This is a genomic window from Rhodococcus sp. SJ-2, from assembly GCF_053750035.1.
The window spans coordinates 255,782-277,027 of record NZ_CM132340.1 but is presented as its reverse complement, the minus strand read 5'-3'; the positions used below and the strand labels follow the sequence as shown (position 1 = coordinate 277,027).

General features: G+C 67.0%; 17 protein-coding genes. 13 read left to right on the top strand and 4 right to left on the bottom strand.

The window, feature by feature from the left end; all coding sequences use genetic code 11:
• The first annotated feature begins 12 nt into the window (after positions 1-12).
• Both ACSYG9_RS01325 and ACSYG9_RS01320 read left to right on the top strand, forming a co-directional pair.
• Complete coding sequence (locus ACSYG9_RS01325; RefSeq protein WP_440125503.1) at positions 13-594, top strand: TetR family transcriptional regulator; 582 nt, start codon at positions 13-15, stop codon at positions 592-594.
• A gap of 19 nt (positions 595-613) precedes the next feature.
• Positions 614-1,201, top strand: a complete 588-nt coding sequence (locus tag ACSYG9_RS01320) for an NAD(P)H-dependent oxidoreductase (RefSeq protein ID WP_440125502.1) — start codon at positions 614-616, stop codon at positions 1,199-1,201.
• Between the two features lie 103 nt (positions 1,202-1,304).
• Here ACSYG9_RS01320 and eccE read toward each other — a convergent pair whose 3' ends face one another.
• Positions 1,305-2,906: a type VII secretion protein EccE gene (gene eccE, locus ACSYG9_RS01315; protein WP_454840826.1), complete on the bottom strand. Its 1,602-nt coding sequence runs from the start codon at positions 2,904-2,906 to the stop codon at positions 1,305-1,307.
• Positions 2,907-3,054: 148 nt separating this feature from the next.
• On the opposite strand from eccE, the gene eccB reads away from it, so the two are divergent.
• Positions 3,055-4,512: a type VII secretion protein EccB gene (gene eccB, locus ACSYG9_RS01310; protein WP_440125500.1), complete on the top strand. Its 1,458-nt coding sequence runs from the start codon at positions 3,055-3,057 to the stop codon at positions 4,510-4,512.
• Here the strand turns inward: eccB and mycP are convergent.
• Both mycP and eccD read right to left on the bottom strand, forming a co-directional pair.
• Positions 4,458-5,921 (bottom strand): type VII secretion-associated serine protease mycosin, encoded by a 1,464-nt coding sequence (mycP, locus tag ACSYG9_RS01305; protein ID WP_454840824.1) that lies wholly within the window; start codon positions 5,919-5,921, stop codon positions 4,458-4,460. The two genes, eccB and mycP, sit on opposite strands and share 55 nt — an antisense overlap.
• Positions 5,918-7,381 (bottom strand): type VII secretion integral membrane protein EccD, encoded by a 1,464-nt coding sequence (eccD, locus tag ACSYG9_RS01300; RefSeq protein WP_454840822.1) that lies wholly within the window; start codon positions 7,379-7,381, stop codon positions 5,918-5,920. The genes mycP and eccD overlap by 4 nt, the downstream gene beginning before the upstream one ends.
• A gap of 175 nt (positions 7,382-7,556) precedes the next feature.
• Between eccD and eccCa the strand changes: the two genes are divergently transcribed.
• The 9 genes from eccCa to ACSYG9_RS01255 all read left to right on the top strand — a co-directional run bounded on the left by eccCa (position 7,557) and on the right by ACSYG9_RS01255 (position 18,375).
• The gene (gene eccCa / locus ACSYG9_RS01295; protein ID WP_454840820.1) at positions 7,557-11,558 is read left to right on the top strand and encodes a type VII secretion protein EccCa; all 4,002 of its coding nucleotides are present in this window, start codon (positions 7,557-7,559) and stop codon (positions 11,556-11,558) included.
• On the top strand, positions 11,555-12,979 hold the full coding sequence (locus tag ACSYG9_RS01290) for a type VII secretion-associated protein (protein ID WP_440125496.1): 1,425 nt from the start codon (positions 11,555-11,557) through the stop codon (positions 12,977-12,979). The genes eccCa and ACSYG9_RS01290 overlap by 4 nt, the downstream gene beginning before the upstream one ends.
• Before the next feature lie 132 nt (positions 12,980-13,111).
• Positions 13,112-13,465, top strand: a complete 354-nt coding sequence (locus tag ACSYG9_RS01285) for a WXG100 family type VII secretion target (protein ID WP_440125495.1) — start codon at positions 13,112-13,114, stop codon at positions 13,463-13,465.
• A gap of 75 nt (positions 13,466-13,540) precedes the next feature.
• Positions 13,541-13,837 carry a WXG100 family type VII secretion target gene (locus ACSYG9_RS01280; protein ID WP_440125493.1) on the top strand — a complete coding sequence of 99 codons (297 nt, stop codon included), beginning with the start codon at positions 13,541-13,543 and terminating at the stop codon, positions 13,835-13,837.
• Positions 13,838-14,102: 265 nt separating this feature from the next.
• The gene (gene rplM / locus ACSYG9_RS01275) at positions 14,103-14,546 is read left to right on the top strand and encodes a 50S ribosomal protein L13 (RefSeq protein ID WP_054714919.1); all 444 of its coding nucleotides are present in this window, start codon (positions 14,103-14,105) and stop codon (positions 14,544-14,546) included.
• On the top strand, positions 14,543-15,061 hold the full coding sequence (rpsI, locus tag ACSYG9_RS01270; RefSeq protein WP_169685583.1) for a 30S ribosomal protein S9: 519 nt from the start codon (positions 14,543-14,545) through the stop codon (positions 15,059-15,061). The genes rplM and rpsI overlap by 4 nt, the downstream gene beginning before the upstream one ends.
• A 161-nt stretch (positions 15,062-15,222) precedes the next feature.
• On the top strand, positions 15,223-16,560 hold the full coding sequence (glmM, locus tag ACSYG9_RS01265; protein ID WP_440125492.1) for a phosphoglucosamine mutase: 1,338 nt from the start codon (positions 15,223-15,225) through the stop codon (positions 16,558-16,560).
• A 115-nt stretch (positions 16,561-16,675) separates the two neighbouring features.
• Positions 16,676-17,005, top strand: coding sequence for a hypothetical protein (locus tag ACSYG9_RS01260; protein WP_454840817.1), 330 nt, complete (start codon positions 16,676-16,678; stop codon positions 17,003-17,005).
• The gene (locus tag ACSYG9_RS01255) at positions 17,002-18,375 is read left to right on the top strand and encodes a hypothetical protein (RefSeq protein WP_454840815.1); all 1,374 of its coding nucleotides are present in this window, start codon (positions 17,002-17,004) and stop codon (positions 18,373-18,375) included. The genes ACSYG9_RS01260 and ACSYG9_RS01255 overlap by 4 nt, the downstream gene beginning before the upstream one ends.
• 11 nt (positions 18,376-18,386) lie before the next feature.
• Here ACSYG9_RS01255 and ACSYG9_RS01250 read toward each other — a convergent pair whose 3' ends face one another.
• The gene (locus ACSYG9_RS01250; RefSeq protein ID WP_440125489.1) at positions 18,387-19,235 is read right to left on the bottom strand and encodes a hypothetical protein; all 849 of its coding nucleotides are present in this window, start codon (positions 19,233-19,235) and stop codon (positions 18,387-18,389) included.
• A gap of 139 nt (positions 19,236-19,374) precedes the next feature.
• Between ACSYG9_RS01250 and glmS the strand changes: the two genes are divergently transcribed.
• Entirely contained in the window at positions 19,375-21,240 is a 1,866-nt protein-coding gene (gene glmS / locus ACSYG9_RS01245) for a glutamine--fructose-6-phosphate transaminase (isomerizing) (RefSeq protein WP_440125488.1), read from the top strand.
• Positions 21,241-21,246: the final 6 nt, after the last annotated feature.

Genomic DNA, 21,246 nt, shown 5'->3' with positions numbered 1-21,246 from the left:
ACTGTAGCGAGTATGGCAAGAGTAGGGGTACGGCGCACCACTGCACGGCAGGCGCAGCTGTTCGACCAGCTTGTCGAGTTGTTCCTGGCCGAAGGATTCGCGCACTTCACTCTCGACGACATCGCAGCCCGTCTGCGGTGTTCGAAATCGACGCTCTATGCCCTCGCCGAGAACAAGGACCGACTCGTCTACGCCGTCACCGTCCATTTTTTTCGAGGCGCAACCGAGCGTGTCGAGGCCGACATCGCGGACGCCGCAGGAGCCGAGACGCGGATCCGGACCTACCTCGAATCCGTAGGAAGGCAGCTCGAACCCGCATCGGTCCGCTTCATGGAGGACATCGCCGCAACACCGGTCGCGCGGGAAGTGTACGAGCGCAACACACGTCTCGCAGCCGACCGGATCCGGGCACTGATCTCGGACGGCGTCGATGCCTGCGAGCTGCGCGACGTGCACGCGGCCTTTGTTGCCGACGTCATTGCTGCAGTGATGGTGCGTATCCAGCAGCGGCAGGTGGCGCAGCAGACCGGTCTCGACGACGCACAGGCCTACCGTGAACTCGCGGCGCTTCTGACCCACGGTATGACGACCTGAGGCACCCTACGATCGGGGCATGGACCAGAAGCTGCAGGCACCGATCCGGCTCGGGATCATCGTGGCGAGTGTGCGTGAGGGGAGGGTCGCCCCTGTCGTCGCGAACTGGTTCGCGGAGACGGCGAGACACCATTCGACGGCAGATGCTCAGGAATTCGACATCGATATCATCGATCTCGCTCGGACGCCGTTGCCGCAGGAGCTTTCGGGAGGATCCGAAGTCGAGGCGTTCGCGCGGCGGATCGACGCGGCGGAAGCATTCGTCGTGGTCACCTCCGAGTACAACCACGGTTATCCGGCAGCGCTCAAGACTGCTATCGACAGTGTCAAGCACGAGTGGCGCGCGAAGCCGGTCGGATTCGTGTCCTATGGCGGGTTGTCCGGTGGGCTCCGTGCGGTCGAGCAGTTACGGCAGGTCGTCGTGGAGGTTCATATGGTGCCTGTGCGGGAGTCCGTGAGTTTCCACCGCGTCAAGCACGCCTTCGCCGCAGACGGTACGACGCGCGATGGTGCGGCCATCGACGCCGCCGAGCGGATGCTCCGGCAGTTGGAGTGGTGGGTGCACGCGGTCAGATGTGGCCGGCGATTATGCACCTACCCGGGTTGACCGCGCTGTTTCGGCGCAAGCCCGGTCGCTCTCGGTCGGGAGGAGGTCCAGAACAGTGTTCGAAGCGTCGTCACATGGATCGACGACCCATGCCGCGCGACACTCAACGCGACGAAACGGACTCCATGGTGCGGGGGCGTCCGATGTGGGCGGACTCGGCCGCGATGGTGACGAGCGTCAGTGTCATCCGCTTTCGATGTGTGGTGAGCACAACCCGATTGCCGAATCCGTTCGGCTGTTCGATGGCAACGGTGGGAGATTCGCGGGGCCACTGATCCGGATGCGCATGCACGTGGATGGTGCCGGGGTGCCGCCTGCCGGTCGGCCGCACTCCGTCGAAGACGACGGTGTCGAACTCGCGGTCGTCGGGATACTCGCCGGCAATTCGCAGCCGATCCGGTGATGCGGCACCGTTCAGCAAGGGGCGCCAGGCATCGACGCGATCGGTGTGGATCACCACGCGCGCGCCGACCGCCACCGCGCGGAACACGATCTGCTGTGCGAGATACAACTCGCCCGCCACATGGACCGAGTCCACTCCGGGGCCGGTGAGGCGTACCGCGACTGCTTGCCCGGACTCGTCCGAGCCGATCAGCTGACCGCAGCCTGCGACGGGCAGTGCCAACTCGTCGAGATATCCGCGGCTGACGCTGCGCAGATCGGTGACGGTCTCGAGCCCGTCCGCCGCATACGGCAGGGATGCGAGCAACACCTCACGCTCGCGCCCGTGGACAGTGCGCACACCGGAGGTGAGCGGGCCGTCGGGGGTGCGGGTGGTGTACCGGACGAGGCCTCCGACCCGTGTCGTGCCGAAGGATCCAGGGCGAATGCGCACCGTCACCGTCGACGACAGTGACGGGTGGGTCCAGACCCGGGTCAGGGTGCTCGCGTCGAATCGCCGCGGATCGAGTACCCCGCCCGTGCTGTAGCCGGTGGGAAGGCGGACATGACGCCAGGACTCCTCTGCCGTCAGCGGATCGGCGCCGTGAGTGATCCGGAGGGCAGCAGATCGGATCTCCTGCGCGGTCAACAGCCTTGCCTCGCAGCCGGAATCACTCAGCACACGCACCACTCGCAGGGCCGACGCGGTGATCGTGCGGGTTGCGCCTTGGACGCCACCGCCGCGCCGGTCCACGGCGTCGCGACACGTCGACGCGTCGAGGCGTAGCGCAAGCCACACCGTGCGCATCGCGGCAGCGGGCAGGGGGCCGATCAGCTGGGCATAGACCTGACCCGCGGGCGTTGCGTCCAATACGCGTCGGCCGTGGACGACGACGTCGATTCCGTCGAGGGTCACGTCGTGTCGGCGCAGGCAGCCGGAAAGCGCGCCCAAGGGCAGGGGCAGCGACGAGTCGGCACGATCTCGTCCCAGCAGTGTGACGAGCCCAGCAGGTGCGAGCACCTCGACGACCGCAGTCACGCGTGTTCCGTCCCACCGTAAACCGATCGGCCGGCCGGTCGGCTGTGCTGCATCGCGGATCTCCGCGCGGACGTGTGCTCTCGGAAATCTGTACCGCAACAGCGTCATCGCAGCGTCGATCGCATTGAGGCCGCGGACCCGGAGCAGCACGAGAACCGCGATGGCAGCCGCTGCGGCCGCTGCCGCCCATGCGGGCGCACCCGATGCGGCCACTGCGATCCAGACCGCGAGTGCAGCGCACTGCGCCATGACGATCCGTGAGATGAGGCGGGGCCGTTCGTACACGGACCCTTCCCGCACGACCTCGGACACAGTTCGATGCACAGCACTCCCCCCGACACCGATCGGGCGGCCCTGTGGGTGCGCGCCCGAACTTCCCGAGTTGCAACTGTACTGTGTTGCGGCAGTGAGCGTGCCGCACGGGGGAGGACATATGGCATCGCAACCCACCACTCGATGGCAGGTAAGCGGTTACCGATTTCTGATGAGACGGATGGAGCATGCGCTCGTTCGCCGAGACGTGCGCATGATCCATGACCCCATGCGCTCACAGTCGCGCTCGTTGATGGTGGGGGTGGTGATCGCCTGCCTGGTCCTTGCCGGGTGCGCCGCGTTGGCCCTGTTCCGGCCCCAGGACAAGATCGGTAATGCGAAGCTCGTGGTCGGCAGGGATTCCGGTGCGCTCTACGTTGCGATCGACGGGACATTCCATCCCGCGATGAATCTCGCATCCGCGCGGCTTGTGCTCGACGACCCTGTCGAACCGACAGTCGTAGCCGACGAGGAACTGGAGGCCCGCCCCAGAGGGCCGCTCGTCGGCATTCCTGGGGCTCCGTCGTCCCTGGCGTACGTCGGACACGACACGCCCTGGACGGTGTGCGACACGGTCGATGCAGGCGGACGGCAGTTTGTCACGACTGCGGTCTCGGCAGGCGTGCCCGAGTATTCCGGTGTAGGTGGTCCGCTCGACGACGACGAAGCGCTCCTCATGACCTCCGACGGTGAATATCACCTCGTCTACGGAGACGGCAGGGCCGAGATCGATCCGCAGGATCGCGCACTGACGCGGGTCCTGGGACTCGATCTCGGGTCGGCCAGGCCCGTAGGCGCAGGATTGCTCGCGGCACTCCCGGAACTACCGGAGCTCACCGCACCCGTCATCCCGGATGCAGGGAGCATGCCGCGAGTGCCGGTAGGTGGTGTTCGCGTCGGATCTGTTGTCGGACTCGCGGAACCGAACGGCCAGCGCTATTACGTCGTACTGAGCGATGGCGTGCAGGAGGTGTCGAGCGCGACTGCACAGATCATTCATGCGTCGGATTCACAAGGCATCGCCGAGATTCCGATCGTTCCGCCCGACACTCTCAAGGACGCGCCGACGGTACAGCACCTTGCGGTCGGCACGTTTCCCACGGTCGTGCCCACGATCCTCGGGCCCGCTGACAGGCCCGTCGGATGTCTGACATGGGAACCGGAAGCGGGACCCGAAGATCAGCGACGATCGGGTCTGGTGCTGTCGGCGGGTGAGGTCCTGCCGATTGCCGAGGACGCGATCCCGGTCGAACCCGCACAGGCCGACGGACCGGGACCGAACGTGGATGCCGTCCATATCCCTCCGGGGCGTGGCACATTCGTGCAGACGACGTCGGTCGTCCCCGACAGTGAACGCCGGGATGCGCTGTTCTACGTCGCAGACACAGGTGTCCGTTACGGCGTAGCCGATGCAGAGGCGGCCAAGGCACTCGGGTTGGAGGGGGACCCGGCTAGAGCGCCGTGGCAGATCGTCGGCTTGCTCGCCCCCGGGCCTTCGCTCGGGCGCGCCGAGGCGTTACTCGCTCACGATGGTGTCGCCCCGGACCCACGACCTGCACCGATCGGGACAGGAGAATGAGGGTTGCTCGCATGTCTCCGCCTACGTGCACGCTCCCGAAGGGGCAGTGCGGCGAGCAGCGCGGCGAGGAGTAGGACGAGGACCGCGGCACCGCCTCTCCATGCAATGAGTCGTGCGGTCGGGTCGGGAGGTTCTACGTGCGCGGGACCGGCTATCTCTCTAGGGGCCGCAGGGTTGTCCTGCTCGGCCGGTAGTGGTGCGGTGACCGCGGCCAACGGGTCGATCACACCGTGCCCGACCCGCGGGTTCCAGCCCTCCGCAGGGGCGTGGGCGGTCGATTCGATGCGGTCCATCACGGCGCGAGCGTCGAGGTGGGGATGGCGGGCTCTGACCAACGCGACTGTTGCAGACACCAGTGGTGCGGAGAAACTCGTTCCGGACAGCGGCACCGGGCCCTGGGCGCTGATCTGTGCGTCTACGAGACCGTCGGAGAACGGGTCGAGCGAGATGATGCCGGTCCCGGGCGCTGCGACATCCACCCACGGCCCGGGAACACTCTCGTCGGACGGTGTGCCGTCGGCTTCGGCCCAGCCGACTGTGAGCACATAGTCGTCATACCAGGCGGGGGAGGCGATCGTCGTGATCGAATCCCACGGATCTGCCAGCGGGTCGAGCGGATTCGCTGCAGGGGGGTTCCCCGCCCGGCACACATCCTTGTTCCCTGCCGCCGCGACCACCACCGCGTCTTCGACGTCGGTGGCGTACTGGACTGCCGCGCCGAGCGGTCCGTCGGCGATCCCGTCGCTCGCGAGCGTGCACGCGACCTCTGAAATGTTGATGACGGTGGCCCCGAGGTCTGCGGCATGTCGCACCGCAGACGCCAGGGTGAGCACGTCACCGTAACCGGGGGAGTTCTGCGCGGCGTCTTCGTCGCCGGCGGAGCGGTCGGAGTAGTTGCGACTGGATTGACGGATGGCGATGACTTCGACGTCGGGCGCACCACCCGCGAATCCCGACCCCGCGAGCGGTTGCGCCGCGATGAGACCGGCGACGAGGGTCCCGTGCGCGTCACAATCGACCGTGCCGTCGTCGGTAGCCACGTAGTCGCCGCCCGGGGTGAGGTGGGGGAGTCGCGGATGCGGGTTCACTCCCGTATCGATCACAGCCACGATCTGACCTGCGCCGCGCGTCAGCGGCCACACCCGCTCGAAGTTCATGATGCGTTGTGCGAGCGGTCGTTGCAGGCTGTCGGAGACAGGCCTGCCCCGTGTGCACAGATTGCGCTGCTCGGTCGCTTCCGGGGCAGCGGGCTCGCCTGCGGCGGGCAGCAGTGCGCTGTCGGGGACGGGGGGAGCTGCCGCGGCCGGTCCGACAGCCGCGATCGTGACGATCAGAGCGGTGACGAGTGAGGCAGCGGTGAGCCGCCGACGATGCGTCGCCCGCCGCGAGAGCGCCGGGAGGTCGCTCACAACCCACGGACCGCGGAGTAGAGGCCGGCAACCCAGCAGGCCAGCGGCACGATCGTGGCGATGACGGTGTACTCGGTGAGTTCGCTGATCCGCCGCTGCACCGGCGTGAACGTGCGCCGCGGAACAACGACCCCGAGAACCAGGGCGCCGACGAACATGACGACAGTGACTCCGAAGAGCACCTGTGGGGCAACGCTTCCGGAAAGCCCGGCACCGACCACCAGGCCGAGGAGGAGGATTGCACCACCGACGATCATCGGCGCCGCCTGCTCTGCCCCGATGTACGTGCGGCCTCGGAACATCAGGAGGATCCCCGTCGCGACCGCCACTGCGACCCCGGGCCAGGAGACACCTGCCTCCTGCATCGGCCACGCTGCGCACCATGCACCGGCCGCCGCGAGCACGACCACCGCATAGATCCACCCTGTCAGATGAGCTCGCGCACGCGCGGTTTTCGCTTCGAGCTCCTCGAACGTGGGCGGCGGATTCTCGTCGTCCGGATCTGGAACCACGGGGTCGAGGGAGGTGCCGGGCGCCGGAACCGGGGGAAGGGGGAGGCGGGCGAGGAGCGCGGCCGCGCGGGCGGCGAACGTCACCAGTAGCAGCGCGGTCACGACGATACCTGCGCCGAGCGCATGTACCGGCGTGTCGGTGGCCGTGGCGACGATCAGTGCGATCGTCGCAACCGCCGAGATCGTCGAGATCGCAGTGAACGTCGAGAGTCCGACGGTCGTGACGTTCACCGTGACCACGCCGACCGCGCCGGTCAGGATCGTGGCCAACAGCAGGTGGGGGGCACCGAAATCGCCGGGAACCAACAGCATCCCGGTGACGAAGGACGCGGGGGCCGCGCAGACCGCGAGCAGCAGCCCGATTTGCCGGTCGAGGTAGATACGTGCGATGACAGCGGCTGCGGTCACGAGCAGGAGTGCCAGCACGGCAGTGGCGATTCCCGCGACCATTCGCTCGCTTCCGGACGACGGCAACAGGAGCAACACGCCGCACCCGAGGGTGATCGCGGCCGACGCGGCCGCGGCCCCGACCACAGCCGCGGTGCGATCGGACCAACGATGCAATCCGTCGCGGCCCGCAACCGCCACGTTGTACATCACGTCGTCGAACAATGGCGGCGACGAGGGCGCGGACGATTCTGCGAGGACGAGCACCTCGCCGTCGCGGATCCCGAGCTCGTCGAGACTCAACGCACCTGCGAGCGGCGCCTGGCCTATCCGGGCGAGAGTCCAGGTTTCCGGCTCGACCCGTTCGGGGGTGCGGTCGAAGTCGTTGTCGGGACGGTGAGCAGCCACCAGGTCGACGATTCCGGCCAGAAGGAGGGCAACCGGCACGCCGAGTGGCAGCGCCAGATCGACCCCGGAATGTTTGGTGAGCACTGTGATCCGGCACAGTTCCGGCGCCGCTACCGCACCGGGTACGTTCGGGCTCGTCGGTGCAGCCGTCATCGATTGTTCCCCCCGTCGTTCGTGCACCGACCCGGAGACCGAAGGCGGCGCGGACCTTTCGACGACGCAGACCTTACGACATCGCCGTGGATGTAGTTGTTGCGGTGCGCTACTCTTCCACGACCGTGGGGGGAGGTCGTTGTCGGCGGCCGGTGTGTACGGGGGGGGTTGGGGAATGAGCACGGTTCGTTTTGCGCGTCGAGTGCGTCGGGATGCGCCACGCGCACCCGGTGGGGAAGTGAGTCTGCAGGCGCCGCCGGATATTCCGAGAGCCACACCGGGCAACTTGCTCATGAAGCTGCTGCCTCTGGTGATGGTTGCGGCGATGATAGGCATGGTCGCGCTCATGTTCGGTTCCGGAATGGCGCGCAGTCCCATGGCTTTGGTCTTCCCGCTGATGATGATGGTGTCGATGATCGGCATGCTCGCCAACAGCGGTCGCGGAGGCGGCGCGAAAACTGCCGAGGCGAACGAGGATCGCAAAGACTACCTGCGCTACCTCGACACCCTGCGGCGCGACGTCGCCGAGACGGGTTCGGCGCAGCGGCGGTCCCTCGAGTGGACCCACCCGGACCCGGCGCTGTTGTGGACTCTCGTCGGGACGGTCCGGATGTGGGAACGCCGCACTTCCGACGCGGACTTCTGCCACGTGCGGGTGGGCCTGGGGGGACAGCGACTCGCGACGAAGCTGATCGCTCCCGAGACCGGCCCGGTCGAGGATCTCGAACCGGTCGCCGCGGTGTCGTTGCGCCGCTTCGTGCGCGCGCACTCGGTGGTGCCTGCGCTCCCGACGGCTGTATCGATGCGTGGATTCGCGTCGGTCGGTATCAGTGGCGACCGTGAGGCCGCGCAGCAGCTGGCCCGGGCGATGCTCGCTCAACTGTGCACCTTTCATGCACCCGATGTACTCCAGGTCGCCGTCGTATGCGGACCGGACACCGCTGCGGAATGGGAGTGGGTCAAGTGGCTCCCTCACGCGCAGCATCCCGAGGCGCGCGACGGGGCAGGCAGCGCCCGCATGGTGTTCGGTTCCGTACTCGAACTCGAGACGGTCCTCGGTGTTCACCTGTCCTCACGCGGGCGGTTCGTCCGCAACACACCCGCCGTCGAAACAGTTCCGCAACTGCTGATCGTCATCGACGGCGGGGTCTCCGGATCCGGTTCCGGGCTCCTCGACGATGGGCTCGACTCGGTGACACTGCTCGACCTCTCCGGGTTCGCGCCGCGGCTCGCGGCGCATCGTGGGCTGCAGCTGGTCGTGGAGAACGGTCGTCTCGGCGCGAGAACGGGCAGTTCGGTGGAAACCTTTGCGGAGGCCGACGGCATCGGTGCCCCGCAAGCGCAGGCCTTGGCGCGCCGCCTCGCCCCGTACCGCGCCGCTACTCAATTCGCGACGGACGACGGAGCCGACACCGGCAGTATCGAGAACTGGCAGGACCTGCTCGGACTCGGCGACATCGCACGACTCGATCCGTTGCAGGCCTGGGCACCGAGATCCGGTCGCGACAGGCTGCGAGTCCCGATCGGTGTCGGTGTGGACGGCGCTCCGGTCGAGATCGACCTGAAGGAGTCTGCGGAGAACGGGATGGGTCCGCACGGCCTGTGCATCGGTGCCACGGGTTCGGGAAAGAGCGAGTTCCTGCGGACTCTCGTGCTCGGCCTTGTCGCAACGCACTCACCGGATGCACTCAACCTCGTACTCATCGATTTCAAGGGCGGCGCGACTTTCCTCGGGCTCGATCGGAGTCCGCACGTTGCAGCAGTCATCACCAACCTGGCCGACGAGCTCGCGATGGTCGAACGGATGAAAGACGCACTCGAGGGCGAGATGACCCGCAGGCAGGAGCTGTTGCGAGCGGCAGGCAACTTCGCGAATGTCGGTGACTACGAAAGAGCCAGGAGTGCAGGTGCTCCGCTCGCACCGTTGCCGGCATTGTTCATCGTCGTCGACGAGTTCTCGGAACTGCTCGCCCAGCAGCCCGAATTCGCCGACCTCTTTGCGGCGATCGGCCGTCTCGGCAGGTCGCTGCACATGCATTTGTTGCTGGCGAGCCAGCGGCTCGACGAAGGAAAATTGCGTGGTCTGGACAGCCACCTGTCCTATCGCATCGGACTGAAGACCTTTTCCGCAAACGAATCCCGCAGTGTTCTCGGTGTTCCGGATGCATACAGCCTGCCACCCACACCAGGTGCCGGTTACCTCAAATGCGATTCCGCGGAGATCGTGCGTTTCGATGCAGCCTACGTTTCGGGACCGTACGAACCCGGCAGGCCGGCGCGCAGGAGTCGGACGGCGGCTGCCGGAACTGCCGGCCCGCGCGTGTTCACGGCACGCGATGTACCTGCCGATCGGGGAGCCCCCCTGCCGGTCCCGACGGCAGGCGATCCGACCCCGGAAACGGGGGCGACCACGGCCGACGGGGGCCGCACTGTCCTGGACGTCGTGGTCGGCAGGGTCCGTGGTCACGGCACCCCAGCACACGAGGTGTGGCTTCCGCCGCTGGACGAATCTCCGAGCCTCGACAGAGTCCTGTCACACTCGTTGCTCACCGGAGATGTGCTGCGCCAGTCCACTTTGCGGACGACGATCGGGATCGTCGACCGGCCCTTCGAACAGCGTCGGGACCCTTTGGTCGTCGACCTGTCGGGAGCTGCAGGCAACGCCATCGTGGTCGGAGGTCCGCAATCGGGTAAATCGACGTTGCTGCGCACCCTGATCGTGTCGTTGGCCGCTACCCACACAGCTGAGCAGATCCAGTTCTACTGCCTCGATTTCGGTGGCGGCACTCTTGCCGGGATCTCAGGTCTCCCGCACGTAGGTTCCGTGGCGAATCGTCTCGCCGCGGACCGGGTTCGCCGCACCGTCGCGGAACTGATGGGGCTACTGCGTCGGAGAGAGCAGCAGTTCGGCGATTGGGGGCTCGAATCGATGTCGCAGATGAGACGGTTGCGTGCCGAAGGTGCCCCGCATGTCTCCGCAGAGCCATTCGGCGACGTCTTCCTCGTGATCGACGGCTGGCCCAGCATTCGGGAGGACTTCGAGCCACTCGAGCAGAGTGTCGGTGTCCTGGCGTCGCGCGGGTTGTCCTACGGAATCCATGTCGTGATCAGTGCACCGCGGTGGTGGGACGTCCGGCCGGCACTGCGTGACCACCTCGGAACGCGCCTCGAACTCCGTCTCGGCGACCCGGCCGATTCGGAATACGGGCGTAAGAAGGCGGCGCTGGTGCCCGAGGGCAGGCCCGGCCGAGGAATCGACCGGGACGGACTTCACGTACTGGCTGCACTGCCACGGGTCGACGGCAGTGCAGGTGTCGACGATCTCAGCGAGGGCGTGGCCGCGGCTGTCGCCGCGATCGCTGCTGCAACTCCGGGCGGCCATGCGCCCGCTGTCAGGATGCTGCCCGAGGAGGTCGACCGCGCGGCCGTGCTCGCTGCGCTTCCCGGCGGCTGGCCGGTCTCGACCAGCGCACCGGTCGCGCAGCGGTTGCACACGCCGATCGGGATCGACGAGGCGGAGCTGGCTCCGGTGGCCCTCGACTTCGCCGAGAGTCCCCACCTGCTGGTGTTCGGAGATTCCGGGTGCGGGAAGACCACGCTGCTCCACGGGATCTGCCGGAGCCTCATGGAGTCGAACACCGGGGCGCAGGCACGGATCATCATCGGCGACTACCGCCGGACCATGCTCGGAGTAGTCGAAGGCGACCATCTCGGCGGTTACGCGCCGAGCGCGTCCGTGTTGTCGACGATGGCCGTCGAACTCGCTGGGATCTTCGAACGACGGCTTCCGGGCGCCGACACCACCCAGCAGCAATTACGCGACCGCACATGGTGGACGGGCCCCGAGGTGTTCGTCATCGTCGACGACTACGACCTGGTTGCGTCATCCGGTCAGAATCCGTTGACGCCGCTGCTCGAGTATCTTCCGCAGGCGAAGGATATCGGTCTGCACCTGATCATCGCGAGGCGCGCGGGCGGTGCGAGTCGCGCGCTGTACGAACCGGTCATCGCACGGTTGCGGGAACTGTCCACCCCGGGCCTGATCATGTGCGGAAGTCGCGACGAAGGCGCGCTCATCGGCACTGCACGGCCCGGTCCGATGCCGCCCGGCCGAGGAATCCTCGTGCGACGCAACGGTAACGAACTCATCCAGACAGCACGGCCACAACCGTCGTGAGCACGGATGTGCTGGGACTCCACATCGGATCGTCAGGCGTGTGTGCGCGCCGTGGCGAACGCATCCGGTACGTGCCTGCCATCGCTGGGAGGCTGGGCGACGGGTGGGTTTTCGGAGACGCCGCGGCGGCGCTGGAGACGACCGACGTGTTTGCAGATGACTCCGTCGAGATGCTCACAGGACTGATGCGTTATGCCGCTGCAGCGGTCGGTGCGCCCCCGAGTACGGGAACGGTCGTCGCGGTGCATCCGACGAAGTGGAGTGCGCGGCGGCGTGACGCGCTGTACACCGCCGTTCGGAACGTTGCACGCAATGCGGAGTTGATACCGGCTGCGGTCGCGGCATGCGACGCAGTCGAGGTGGCTACGGACGAACGATGTGTGACGCTCGAGGTCGAGACGGACGGGGTCACAGCGACCTCGCTCGAACCGGGTGGCAGTGGGCGTGCTGTCATCGACCGTGTTGCGAGGGATCCGGGGCTGGCGGCCGGGGAGGTGGATTCCGACGACGGCACCACATGCCTCAGATCTCTGATCGAAGCGGTCTCCGGACGAGTCGATCCGGATGTCCTGCTGGTGACGGGCGTTCCAGGTGAACCTGCGGGTGTCGAATTGTGCACGCGGTTGGGCGTGCGGATCGGACGCGGGATCCGGGTTGTTCCCGTCGCAGCATCGGAGATGCTTGCACCGTTCACGCGGGTGTCCGAGCCGAGAGAGGGGCAGGCCGGGGCCGCGGAGAGCGATGCCGGGACGTCGACGGCGCAATGGCTGCGGGACGTCCGTGGCCCGATGCCCGAGCCGTCGCGCGCCCCGGTCCTGGGTTGGGCACTCGCGGGGGCGCTGCTCGTGGTCGTCGTCGTTGCCGCAATGGTGCTCACATCGGGTGGTGAGGGCACCGGCGAGACCGTCGCGGACACCGGTGTCTCCGGCAGTGCCGGCGTGGCCGAAGCTTCCGACAGTCCTTCCGCCCCGGCCTCGCCGGAGGCGGACGACCCCGAGTTCGCCACGATCGATCTGGGGCCCGTGCGCCTGGACCTCCCATCGTCTTGGCGTATACGTGATTCCGACGTACAGCAGCCGGGACGGATCGAGCTGTTGCCGGGTTCGGGGCCCGACCGAAGGATCGTGGTCGTGTACTCACATCTCGCGGACGGGATGGATTCGGATGCGGTGGCGATCAGTCTTGCGGCGCGCGCGGCGGCGCGTAGCGATGTCATCCGAGATATCGAGTCGGACACACGCTTCGGTGATCGTCCGGTCATCTCCTACGTCGAGGTGCCCGACGAGTTCTCCACGGTGCGGTGGTCGGTCGTCGTCATGCCCGGTATTCAGGTTTCGATCGGCTGCCAGTTCCTCGCCGACGAATGGACCGGAATCAGAAATGAATGCGAACAGGCTGTGCACACGGTGGAGCCGGTGTGAGAAATCTTCGACATAGTTCGGATCGAGCGGAACCGATCCGGCGTGGGCTGCGTCGAATCAGGTGTAGGGGCGAAGCGGTCGGACCAACGGGGGCCGAGGGAACCGCAACGCGGAACAATGGAGGGGTACGCGATGAGCGAGGGCGGAACCGGCAGCGGGGGGCAGGTCACTACCGACGTCGTGACCATGGAAGTGGTCGCGAGTCAGCTGCAGGACTCGCGAACCGAACTCGAAGGCACGATCCAGGCGCTTCGTGCGCGGGTCGCGGCGGTCGACGAAGTGTGGCGAAGCAAGGCAGCGAATCAATTCGCGGGAATCATGGAGCGCTGGGATCGCAATGGCCGACAGCTGAACCTGGCACTCGACGAACTGGCAGAAGGTATTCGAAGCAGTGGCCGGTCCTACGAGGAAGCAGTACAGGAGCAATCTGCGGCGTTGAACCGCGTCGATCCGGGATCCGGGTCGGCACTGAACGGATCTTACTGATCGACCGACGTACGTCGGCAGCCCGCTGGACGGCAATTCCAGCAGGGACCACTTCGAACAGACAGGGAACCCCACATGCCCGATGGCGAGATCTATCAGAATTTCGGCGGCATAGATGATCTGCACGCGGGACTTTCCACGTTGCAGAAGAACATGAACGACACGCTCGACAGCATTGCGCGCCAGGTGGCTCCACTGATCGAAACCTGGGGCGGCGACGCCCAGGAAACCTACCGAGGCACACAGGAACGCTGGAATCAGGCGCAACTCGGACTCAATCAGGTCCTGTTCGAGATCAACACTGCCGTTGCCGGCGGCAACGACAGGATGCGCGACACCGAGGTGCTGAACAAGGGACGTTTCCCCGGGTGAAACCTGCCCGCCAGGCGGGGCGGGGGGACCCCGCTGCGCGATGTCCCGGGGGTGGAGAGGCCGCCGGGACATTGCGTGCCCGGGAAGTCGGAGCTGCCGCGCTTTGACCCTGCCGCCCTCCGACGGGTATTGTGTGCGATCGGCGTGTCGCACGCTGTCGTAGCCATGTGCGCGGCAAGCGTCGTCTCTCGGGTCTCAACTGGCCGCCGAGGTCGACTATGCGCGGCACGCGGGCCAGCAGCGAAACGATAGACGAGGAAGATCTGTGTCTACGTACACACCGAAAGCCGGCGACGTGACCCATCAGTGGCACGTCATCGACGCCACCGACGTGGTGCTCGGCCGCCTCGCGGTGCAGGCGGCAAACCTGCTCCGCGGCAAGCACAAGCCCACCTTTGCCCCGCATGTCGACGGTGGTGACTTTGTCGTCATCATCAACGCCGACAAGGTCGCCATCTCCGGCAACAAGCGCGAAGGCAAGTTCCTCTACAGCCACTCCGGTCACCCGGGTGGTCTCCGCGCTCGTTCCGTGGGTGAGGTTCTCGAGAAGAACCCCGACCGCCTCGTGGAGAAGGCCGTCACCGGCATGCTCCCCAAGAACAAGCTCGGCCGCGCCATCGCCAAGAAGCTGAAGGTCTACGCGGGCCCGAACCACCCCCACGCCGCGCAGCAGCCGGTGCCGTTCGAGATCAAGCAGGTGGCCCAGTGACGGCGCCGGAGGAGCAGAACGTGAACCCCGAAGAGTACGCCGACAACGTCGAGGTTGCCGCGGACGAATACGTGGTCGAGGAGGTTGCCGAGGACTTCGTCGAGGCACCCGTCGCGCCGATCGTGTTCGATCGTCCGATCCAGACCGTCGGTCGCCGTAAGGAGGCGGTCGCTCGCGTCCGCCTCGTGCCCGGCTCCGGCAAGTTCGTGCTCAACGGACGCACCATCGAGGACTACTTCCCGAACAAGGTGCACCAGCAGCTCGTGAAGTCGCCGTTGGTGACCGTCGAGCGCGTCGAGTCGTTCGACATCCACGCGAGCCTGCACGGCGGCGGACCGTCCGGCCAGGCCGGCGCTCTGCGTCTCGCCATCGCGCGTGCGCTGACCGAGGTCACCCCCGAGGATCGCCCGGCGCTCAAGCGCGCAGGCTTCCTCACGCGTGACCCGCGTGCGACCGAGCGTAAGAAGTACGGTCTCAAGAAGGCCCGTAAGGCACCTCAGTACTCCAAGCGCTGATGTGTCGCCGGCGCTGACCTCGTCAGCTTCGGTACCTGTTCGACCACGAGAGCAGGCGCCGGTAGAGAACTACTACCGGTGCCTGCTTTCGTGCATTCTGATTCCGGTGACAGTGTCCATGAGGGTCCTGTCTTCCGAAGACTCGACGTGAGGACGTGTGTATGGCCCGGTTGTTCGGCACGGATGGGGTTCGCGGGATGGCGAACGCCGGATTGACGGTGGAATTGGCGATGCGGCTCGCAGGAGCGGCGGCGACCGTGCTCGCGCCCGCCCGTGCCGGTCGTCGCCCGGTTGCCGTGGTGGGTCGTGATCCGCGTGCGAGTGGCGAGATGCTCGAAGCCGCCGTCACCGCGGGGCTTGCCGCAGCCGGCGTCGACGTCGTGTCGGTCGGTGTGCTGCCCACTCCGGCAGTCGCGTATCTCACCGGTGACTACGCTGCGGATCTCGGTGTGATGATCTCGGCGTCACACAATCCCATGCCGGACAATGGAATCAAGATCTTCGCCGCAGGCGGTCACAAACTCGACGATGCAGCCGAGGACAGGATCGAGGCGGCACTGCACGACGAGACGCCTCCGGCCCGCCCGACCGGAGCCGGTGTCGGCAGGATCCGAACCGCAGACGACGCGGCAGATCGTTATCTGGCGCACCTCGCGAGCGCGACGAGCGTGTCCCTCGACGGTGTCACAGTGGTGGTCGACTGCGCGCACGGCGCGGCCTCACACGTCGGTCCCGCCGCCTATGCCGCGGCCGGCGCCACGGTGATCGCGATCAGCGCCGAACCGGACGGCCTCAACATCAACGACGGTTGCGGGTCGACGCATCTCGCGTCCTTGCAGAAAGCCGTGATCGAGCACGGCGCCGATCTCGGCCTCGGACACGACGGCGATGCGGATCGTTGCCTCGCGGTCGATGCGTCCGGCGCGGTCGTCGACGGTGACGCCATCATGGCAGTGCTCGCACTGAGTATGCGAGACCGCGACGAGCTGCGTGACGACACACTCGTCGCAACCGTCATGAGCAATCTCGGTCTGCACCTGGCGATGCGGGAGTCCGGAATCGAGGTCGTGACAGTTGGAGTCGGCGACCGGTATGTGCTCGAGGAACTCCGTCGTGGCGGCTTCTCCCTCGGAGGAGAGCAATCCGGACACATCGTCTTCCCCGCACACGGCACGACCGGTGACGGCGTTCTGACCGGACTGCGGTTGATGGAACGGATGGCAGTGACCGGAACGTCACTGGCAGACCTGGCCGCGGTGATGCGGTCGCTCCCGCAGGTCCTCGTCAATGTCCCGGTATCGGACAAAGCCGCGGTCGCGGCGAACCGGGCGGTCGCCGATGCTGTTGCCGAAGCCGAACGGGAACTCGGCAATACCGGACGAGTGCTCTTGCGCCCATCCGGCACCGAGCAGCTCGTCCGCGTCATGGTCGAGGCGTCGGAGAACACGCACGCACAGGCTGTCGCCGATCGACTGGCGAAGGTCGTTGCCGGCGTCTGAGGAGAAGACGATCGCCGAGCGGCGGGGGCAGTTCTTTTCGTCGAACGGGGAACCGGATCGGCTGCCGCTGCGTCAAACTCTGTGACGGTGTCGACCGACACGTGAAGGAGTGGGCGTGGAGCCACGAGCCGAGCTGTATTTCGACGGCACAGCTGTCCGGGCTGTCGTTTCGACGGTGACCGGTTCTGCGATGTCAGCGGACAGGACATGTCGCCGTGCGCTCGGCGCCCTGGAATTCGGGCCGCGATACGCAGGCGAGTCGTATCGATCGCGAGGGGTCGCCGTCGAAGAGGGGTATCGGCGCCTGCGGCGTGCGCTCGACGAATGGACGGCGGAGACCAACTGGTCTTCCGATGCCGCGGCGAGAGCCGCGGACGGATACCGCGACCAGGAACAGGCCACCTTCGACGCACTCTGCGGCACCCGGACGGACCTCCCTCGGTGAACTCACCGAGGACAGGTCCGACCGCGTCGCTCGAGGCCGGTGCACGCGGTCTGGGTTTCTTCGCCGCCTACCTTCCGCACGCTCACAGCGCCGGCATCGCAGACCGGATCACCGTTGAAGGTTTGCGCGCACGCTACGAAGAGCAGATCGGACTCGACATGTCGGTACTCGCCGACGACGCGGCCGTGCTGACCCGACTCGCGAGCGACTTGGACAGCCTGGTCACGGAGCAATCGGGCGGAGTGCGCGCCTTACGTTCGGCGTGGCAGGGAGATGTCGGCGATCTCGCCCACGACGATCTGCATCGAGCCGTGCAGCGCGGTGCGATGCTGCACGACACGGTAGATGCGCTGGCCCGAACCTGCACGGATGCGGTCGAAAGTATCACCCGTGCGGTCGACGAGAAGGCGAACGCCATCGGACGGTTCGCGGATATGTCGGTCGCCGGCCGGACCCCGGAGGACATCGGCACGATCATCGCCGGAACGGGCGGCGACGGCGGCCCCACTATCGGGCAGGTGGCACTGTGGTGCGCGGAGGCAGGCACACCCGCTCCTGAGCCGGCCGGAGTCGCGGCGTGGTGCGAGCGCTGGTTGGACGAGGTGTTCGCGCCGACGATGCAGTCGAGGATCGATCGGTTCATCGAGGTGTGCGATAGCGCCCACGACACCGTCGACCGCCACCTCGGCGCGATCGCCCGTTCCTTCGACCTGCTTGACACACCTGTACCGGCGTCCGAGCCGGCGAGACAGCTCGGCGGTGGCCCCCTCGGTACGGCCGATACCACCGGAGGGCCGGATGACATCCTCGGAGCGGCGACAGACCTCGTGGATGCCGGTCGAGAGCTGGTCGGTGCCGTTGCGGATCTGACCAGCGCAGTAGCCGAACTCGCGACGGCCGCGGCAGAGGGAGCAGCCGTCTTCACCGAGGCTGTCGCGTCCGGGATCTCCCGGCCCGGCGTCGAGGGCTTCGAGCCCCCACCGGGCCCGGCGGTGCAAGCAGGGCCGGCGGACGCGGCGGTGCAGGCAGGGCCGGCGGACGCGGGGGTGCAGGCAGGGCCGGCGGACGCGGGGGTGCAGGCAGGGCCGGCGGACGCGGGGGTGCAGGCAGGGCCGGCCGGCCCGGCGGTGTTCGTGCCGAAGTCGGCAGAGTCCGGCCCGGCTCCACAGCCGCCGTCCACACCGCAGGAGCCGCCTTCGTCGCAGGATGCGTGGCCACCCGCCGGGCCCATGGTCGCTCAGGCGCCGACCGAAAGCCGAGCTGCCAACCGTCGAACGGGCGTGAATTCGGGTGCCGCGGCAACCGACCCCGTCGACACGGAGTCGCCCGAGGACGACGGAGTCGTGCTCGCCGAGGCGGGACCGTTGTGACGTCGCGGGATCTAGCCGCTGAGCAGCTTGTTTATGCGGCTACCGAGATCCTCCTCGACCAGAGCGGGATCCGTGATCGCGGTGGAACCGGGAATTTCGGTCGTGGAATCGGAGAACACCGCGTAGGTCTTGTCGTCGGTGAGTCGATTCAAAAGGAATCCGGTCAGGAGCGCCCGGGTGCGCTCCTGTGTCTTCCGCTCGGCCCCGCCGAACCCGAGAGCGCCGAGTAGGCGACGGCCCTCCACGAGCCCTTGGTCGTCGGCCTTGTCGACGACGCGCAATTGCACGTCCTCGCCGCCCCAATTCTGGGCCACCGACACCGCGTCGCTGTTCATCGAGCCGAAACTCTTCTCTCCGACGAGCACCAACCCGGGTGCTGTGACGCGGGCGGCGGCTTCGGCTGCTGAGGGAGAGGTGGGGGCGGGGTAGAGCGCCGCGACAGCGCCCACCCTGCGCTGCGCCGCACCCAGAATCGCGGCACCGGCGCCCAGGCCGTGCCCGACGAGAGCAAGCCGGTGCGGATGCACGCTGATGCGACCGGTGCCCAGTCGGACGCCCGTGCAGATGTCGAGGGTGGTCAGCAGATCGGTGGCCAATCCGACGGAGGAAGGGATCGGGCCGCGTTCGGTGCCGGGCGCTGCAGCCACGATCCCCCATGAGGCGAGATGCTCGAGCAGCCCCGAGTACTTGCCGATGCCGGTCAGCCAGCCGTGACCGAACGCCACCGCGGGAAGGTTGAAGCCTTCCGCAGGTGTGTAGACGATGCCGGGGAGACCGGCGAGCGCGAGGTCGCCGCGCAGCACCGTGTGCGGGCCGCGCTTCGAGAGTTGCCGAGCCAGGGATTTCGGGTTCGCCGCCACGGCGAGAACGTTAGCCGATCGTCGTGGGAGACGGGTGCGGTGATCGGGCTGGGCGTGCCGCAGCTGCTCTGTGTACCGTGCACAACCTGGTCACCAGCGCATTGTCGATGAGCCGAGCGTGCCAAGTACCCTGCTAACCATGTGCGGAATCGTGGGGTATGTCGGGCACCGCCGTGCCCTCGACGTCGTGGTGGAGGCCCTTCGGCGGATGGAGTACCGAGGCTACGACTCGGCCGGTATCGCCGTCCTCGACGGCGAGGGTGGGCTCGCCGTCGAACGTAAGGCCGGCCGGCTCGCGAACCTGGAAGCGGAACTCGCCGAGATCGGTGAGGACCGGTTCGACGGTACGGCAGGGATGGGACACACGAGGTGGGCGACGCACGGTCGTCCCACCGACCGCAACGCGCATCCGCATCGCGATGCGAGCGACCGGATCGCGGTGGTCCACAACGGCATCATCGAGAACTTCGCGCCGCTTCGTGCCGAACTCGAAACGGCAGGCGTCGAACTGGAATCCGACACCGACACCGAGGTCGCGGTCCACCTGGTTGCCCGCGCGTACGCGCACGGGCCTACGGCCGGTGATTTCGTCGAGAGCGCCCGCAGTGTGCTGCGCCGCCTCGAAGGCGCGTTCACGCTCGTGTTCGTGCATGCAGATCATCCGGGAACGATCATCGCGGCCCGCCGCTCGACGCCGCTGGTCGTCGGCGTCGGAGACGGTGAGATGTTCATTGCCTCGGATGTGGCGGCATTCATCGAGTTCACCCGCGACGCCGTCGAGCTGGGCCAGGACCAGGTCGTGGTGATCACGAAGGATTCGTATGTGGTCACCGACTTCGACGGCAATACCGATGTGCCGACGCAGCCATTCACCATCGACTGGGATCTCGCGGCCGCGGAGAAGGGCGGTCACGACTACTTCATGCTCAAGGAGATCGAGGAGCAGCCCGCCGCGGTTGCGGACACGTTGCGCGGGCATTTCGTCGACGGCCGGATCGTGCTCGACGAGCAGCGGCTCTCGGATCAGGAACTGCGTGACATCGACAAGGTGTTCGTCGTTGCGTGTGGCAGCTCCTATCACTCGGGTCTGGTGGCGAAGTACGCGATCGAGCATTGGACGCGGTTGCCCGTCGAGGTCGAGCTGGCATCGGAGTTCCGGTACCGGGATCCGGTGCTGGACCGGTCGACGCTGGTGGTGGCGATCTCGCAGTCGGGGGAGACCGCCGACACGCTCGAGGCGGTGCGGCACGCGAAGGATCAGAAAGCACGGGTGCTTGCGGTGTGCAACACCAACGGTGCGCAGATTCCACGTGAGGCCGATGCGGTGTTGTATACGCGGACCGGTCCGGAGATCGGGGTTGCCTCGACGAAGGCGTTCCTGGCGCAGATGGCGGCGAACCTGTTGGTGGGGTTGGCGTTGGCGCAGGCGCGGGGCACCAAGTATCCCGATGAGGTGGCGCGCGAGTATCAGGATCTCGAGGCGATGCCCGCGAAGATCGAGCAGTTGCTGTCCGGGATGGGGCCGGTGCGGGAGTTGGCGCGGGAGTTGGCGGCGTCGCCTGCGGTGCTGTTCCTGGGTCGGCATGTGGGGTATCCGGTGGCGCTCGAGGGTGCGCTCAAGCTCAAAGAGCTGGCGTACATGCATGCGGAGGGTTTCGCCGCAGGTGAGCTCAAGCACGGGCCGATCGCGTTGATCGAGGACGGATTGCCCGTCATCGTCGTCATGCCGTCGCCCAAGGGGCGTGCTGTTCTGCACAGTAAGTTGCTCAGCAACATCCGGGAGATCCAGGCCCGTGGTGCGGTGACCGTGGTCATCGCGGAGGAGGGTGACGAGACGGTGCGTCCGTTCGCGGATCATCTCGTGGAGATCCCCGCGTCGCCGTCGTTGTTGCAGCCGTTGTTGTCGACGGTGCCGTTGCAGGTGTTCGCTGCGGAAGTTGCGCAGTCGCGCGGGTACGACGTGGACAAGCCCCGTAATCTCGCCAAGTCCGTCACCGTCGAATAGTCGCGA

What these genes read in the sequence shown, in the direction of transcription:
- ACSYG9_RS01325 (WP_440125503.1), top strand. Translation starts at nt 13, where the DNA reads ATGGCAAGAGTAGGGGTACGGCGCACCACTGCACGGCAGGCGCAGCTG.
- ACSYG9_RS01320 (WP_440125502.1), top strand. Translation starts at nt 614, where the DNA reads ATGGACCAGAAGCTGCAGGCACCGATCCGGCTCGGGATCATCGTGGCG.
- eccB (WP_440125500.1), top strand. Translation starts at nt 3,055, where the DNA reads ATGGCATCGCAACCCACCACTCGATGGCAGGTAAGCGGTTACCGATTT.
- eccD (WP_454840822.1), bottom strand. Translation starts at nt 7,381, where the DNA reads ATGACGGCTGCACCGACGAGCCCGAACGTACCCGGTGCGGTAGCGGCG.
- eccCa (WP_454840820.1), top strand. Translation starts at nt 7,557, where the DNA reads ATGAGCACGGTTCGTTTTGCGCGTCGAGTGCGTCGGGATGCGCCACGC.
- ACSYG9_RS01285 (WP_440125495.1), top strand. Translation starts at nt 13,112, where the DNA reads ATGAGCGAGGGCGGAACCGGCAGCGGGGGGCAGGTCACTACCGACGTC.
- ACSYG9_RS01280 (WP_440125493.1), top strand. Translation starts at nt 13,541, where the DNA reads ATGCCCGATGGCGAGATCTATCAGAATTTCGGCGGCATAGATGATCTG.
- glmM (WP_440125492.1), top strand. Translation starts at nt 15,223, where the DNA reads ATGGCCCGGTTGTTCGGCACGGATGGGGTTCGCGGGATGGCGAACGCC.
- glmS (WP_440125488.1), top strand. Translation starts at nt 19,375, where the DNA reads ATGTGCGGAATCGTGGGGTATGTCGGGCACCGCCGTGCCCTCGACGTC.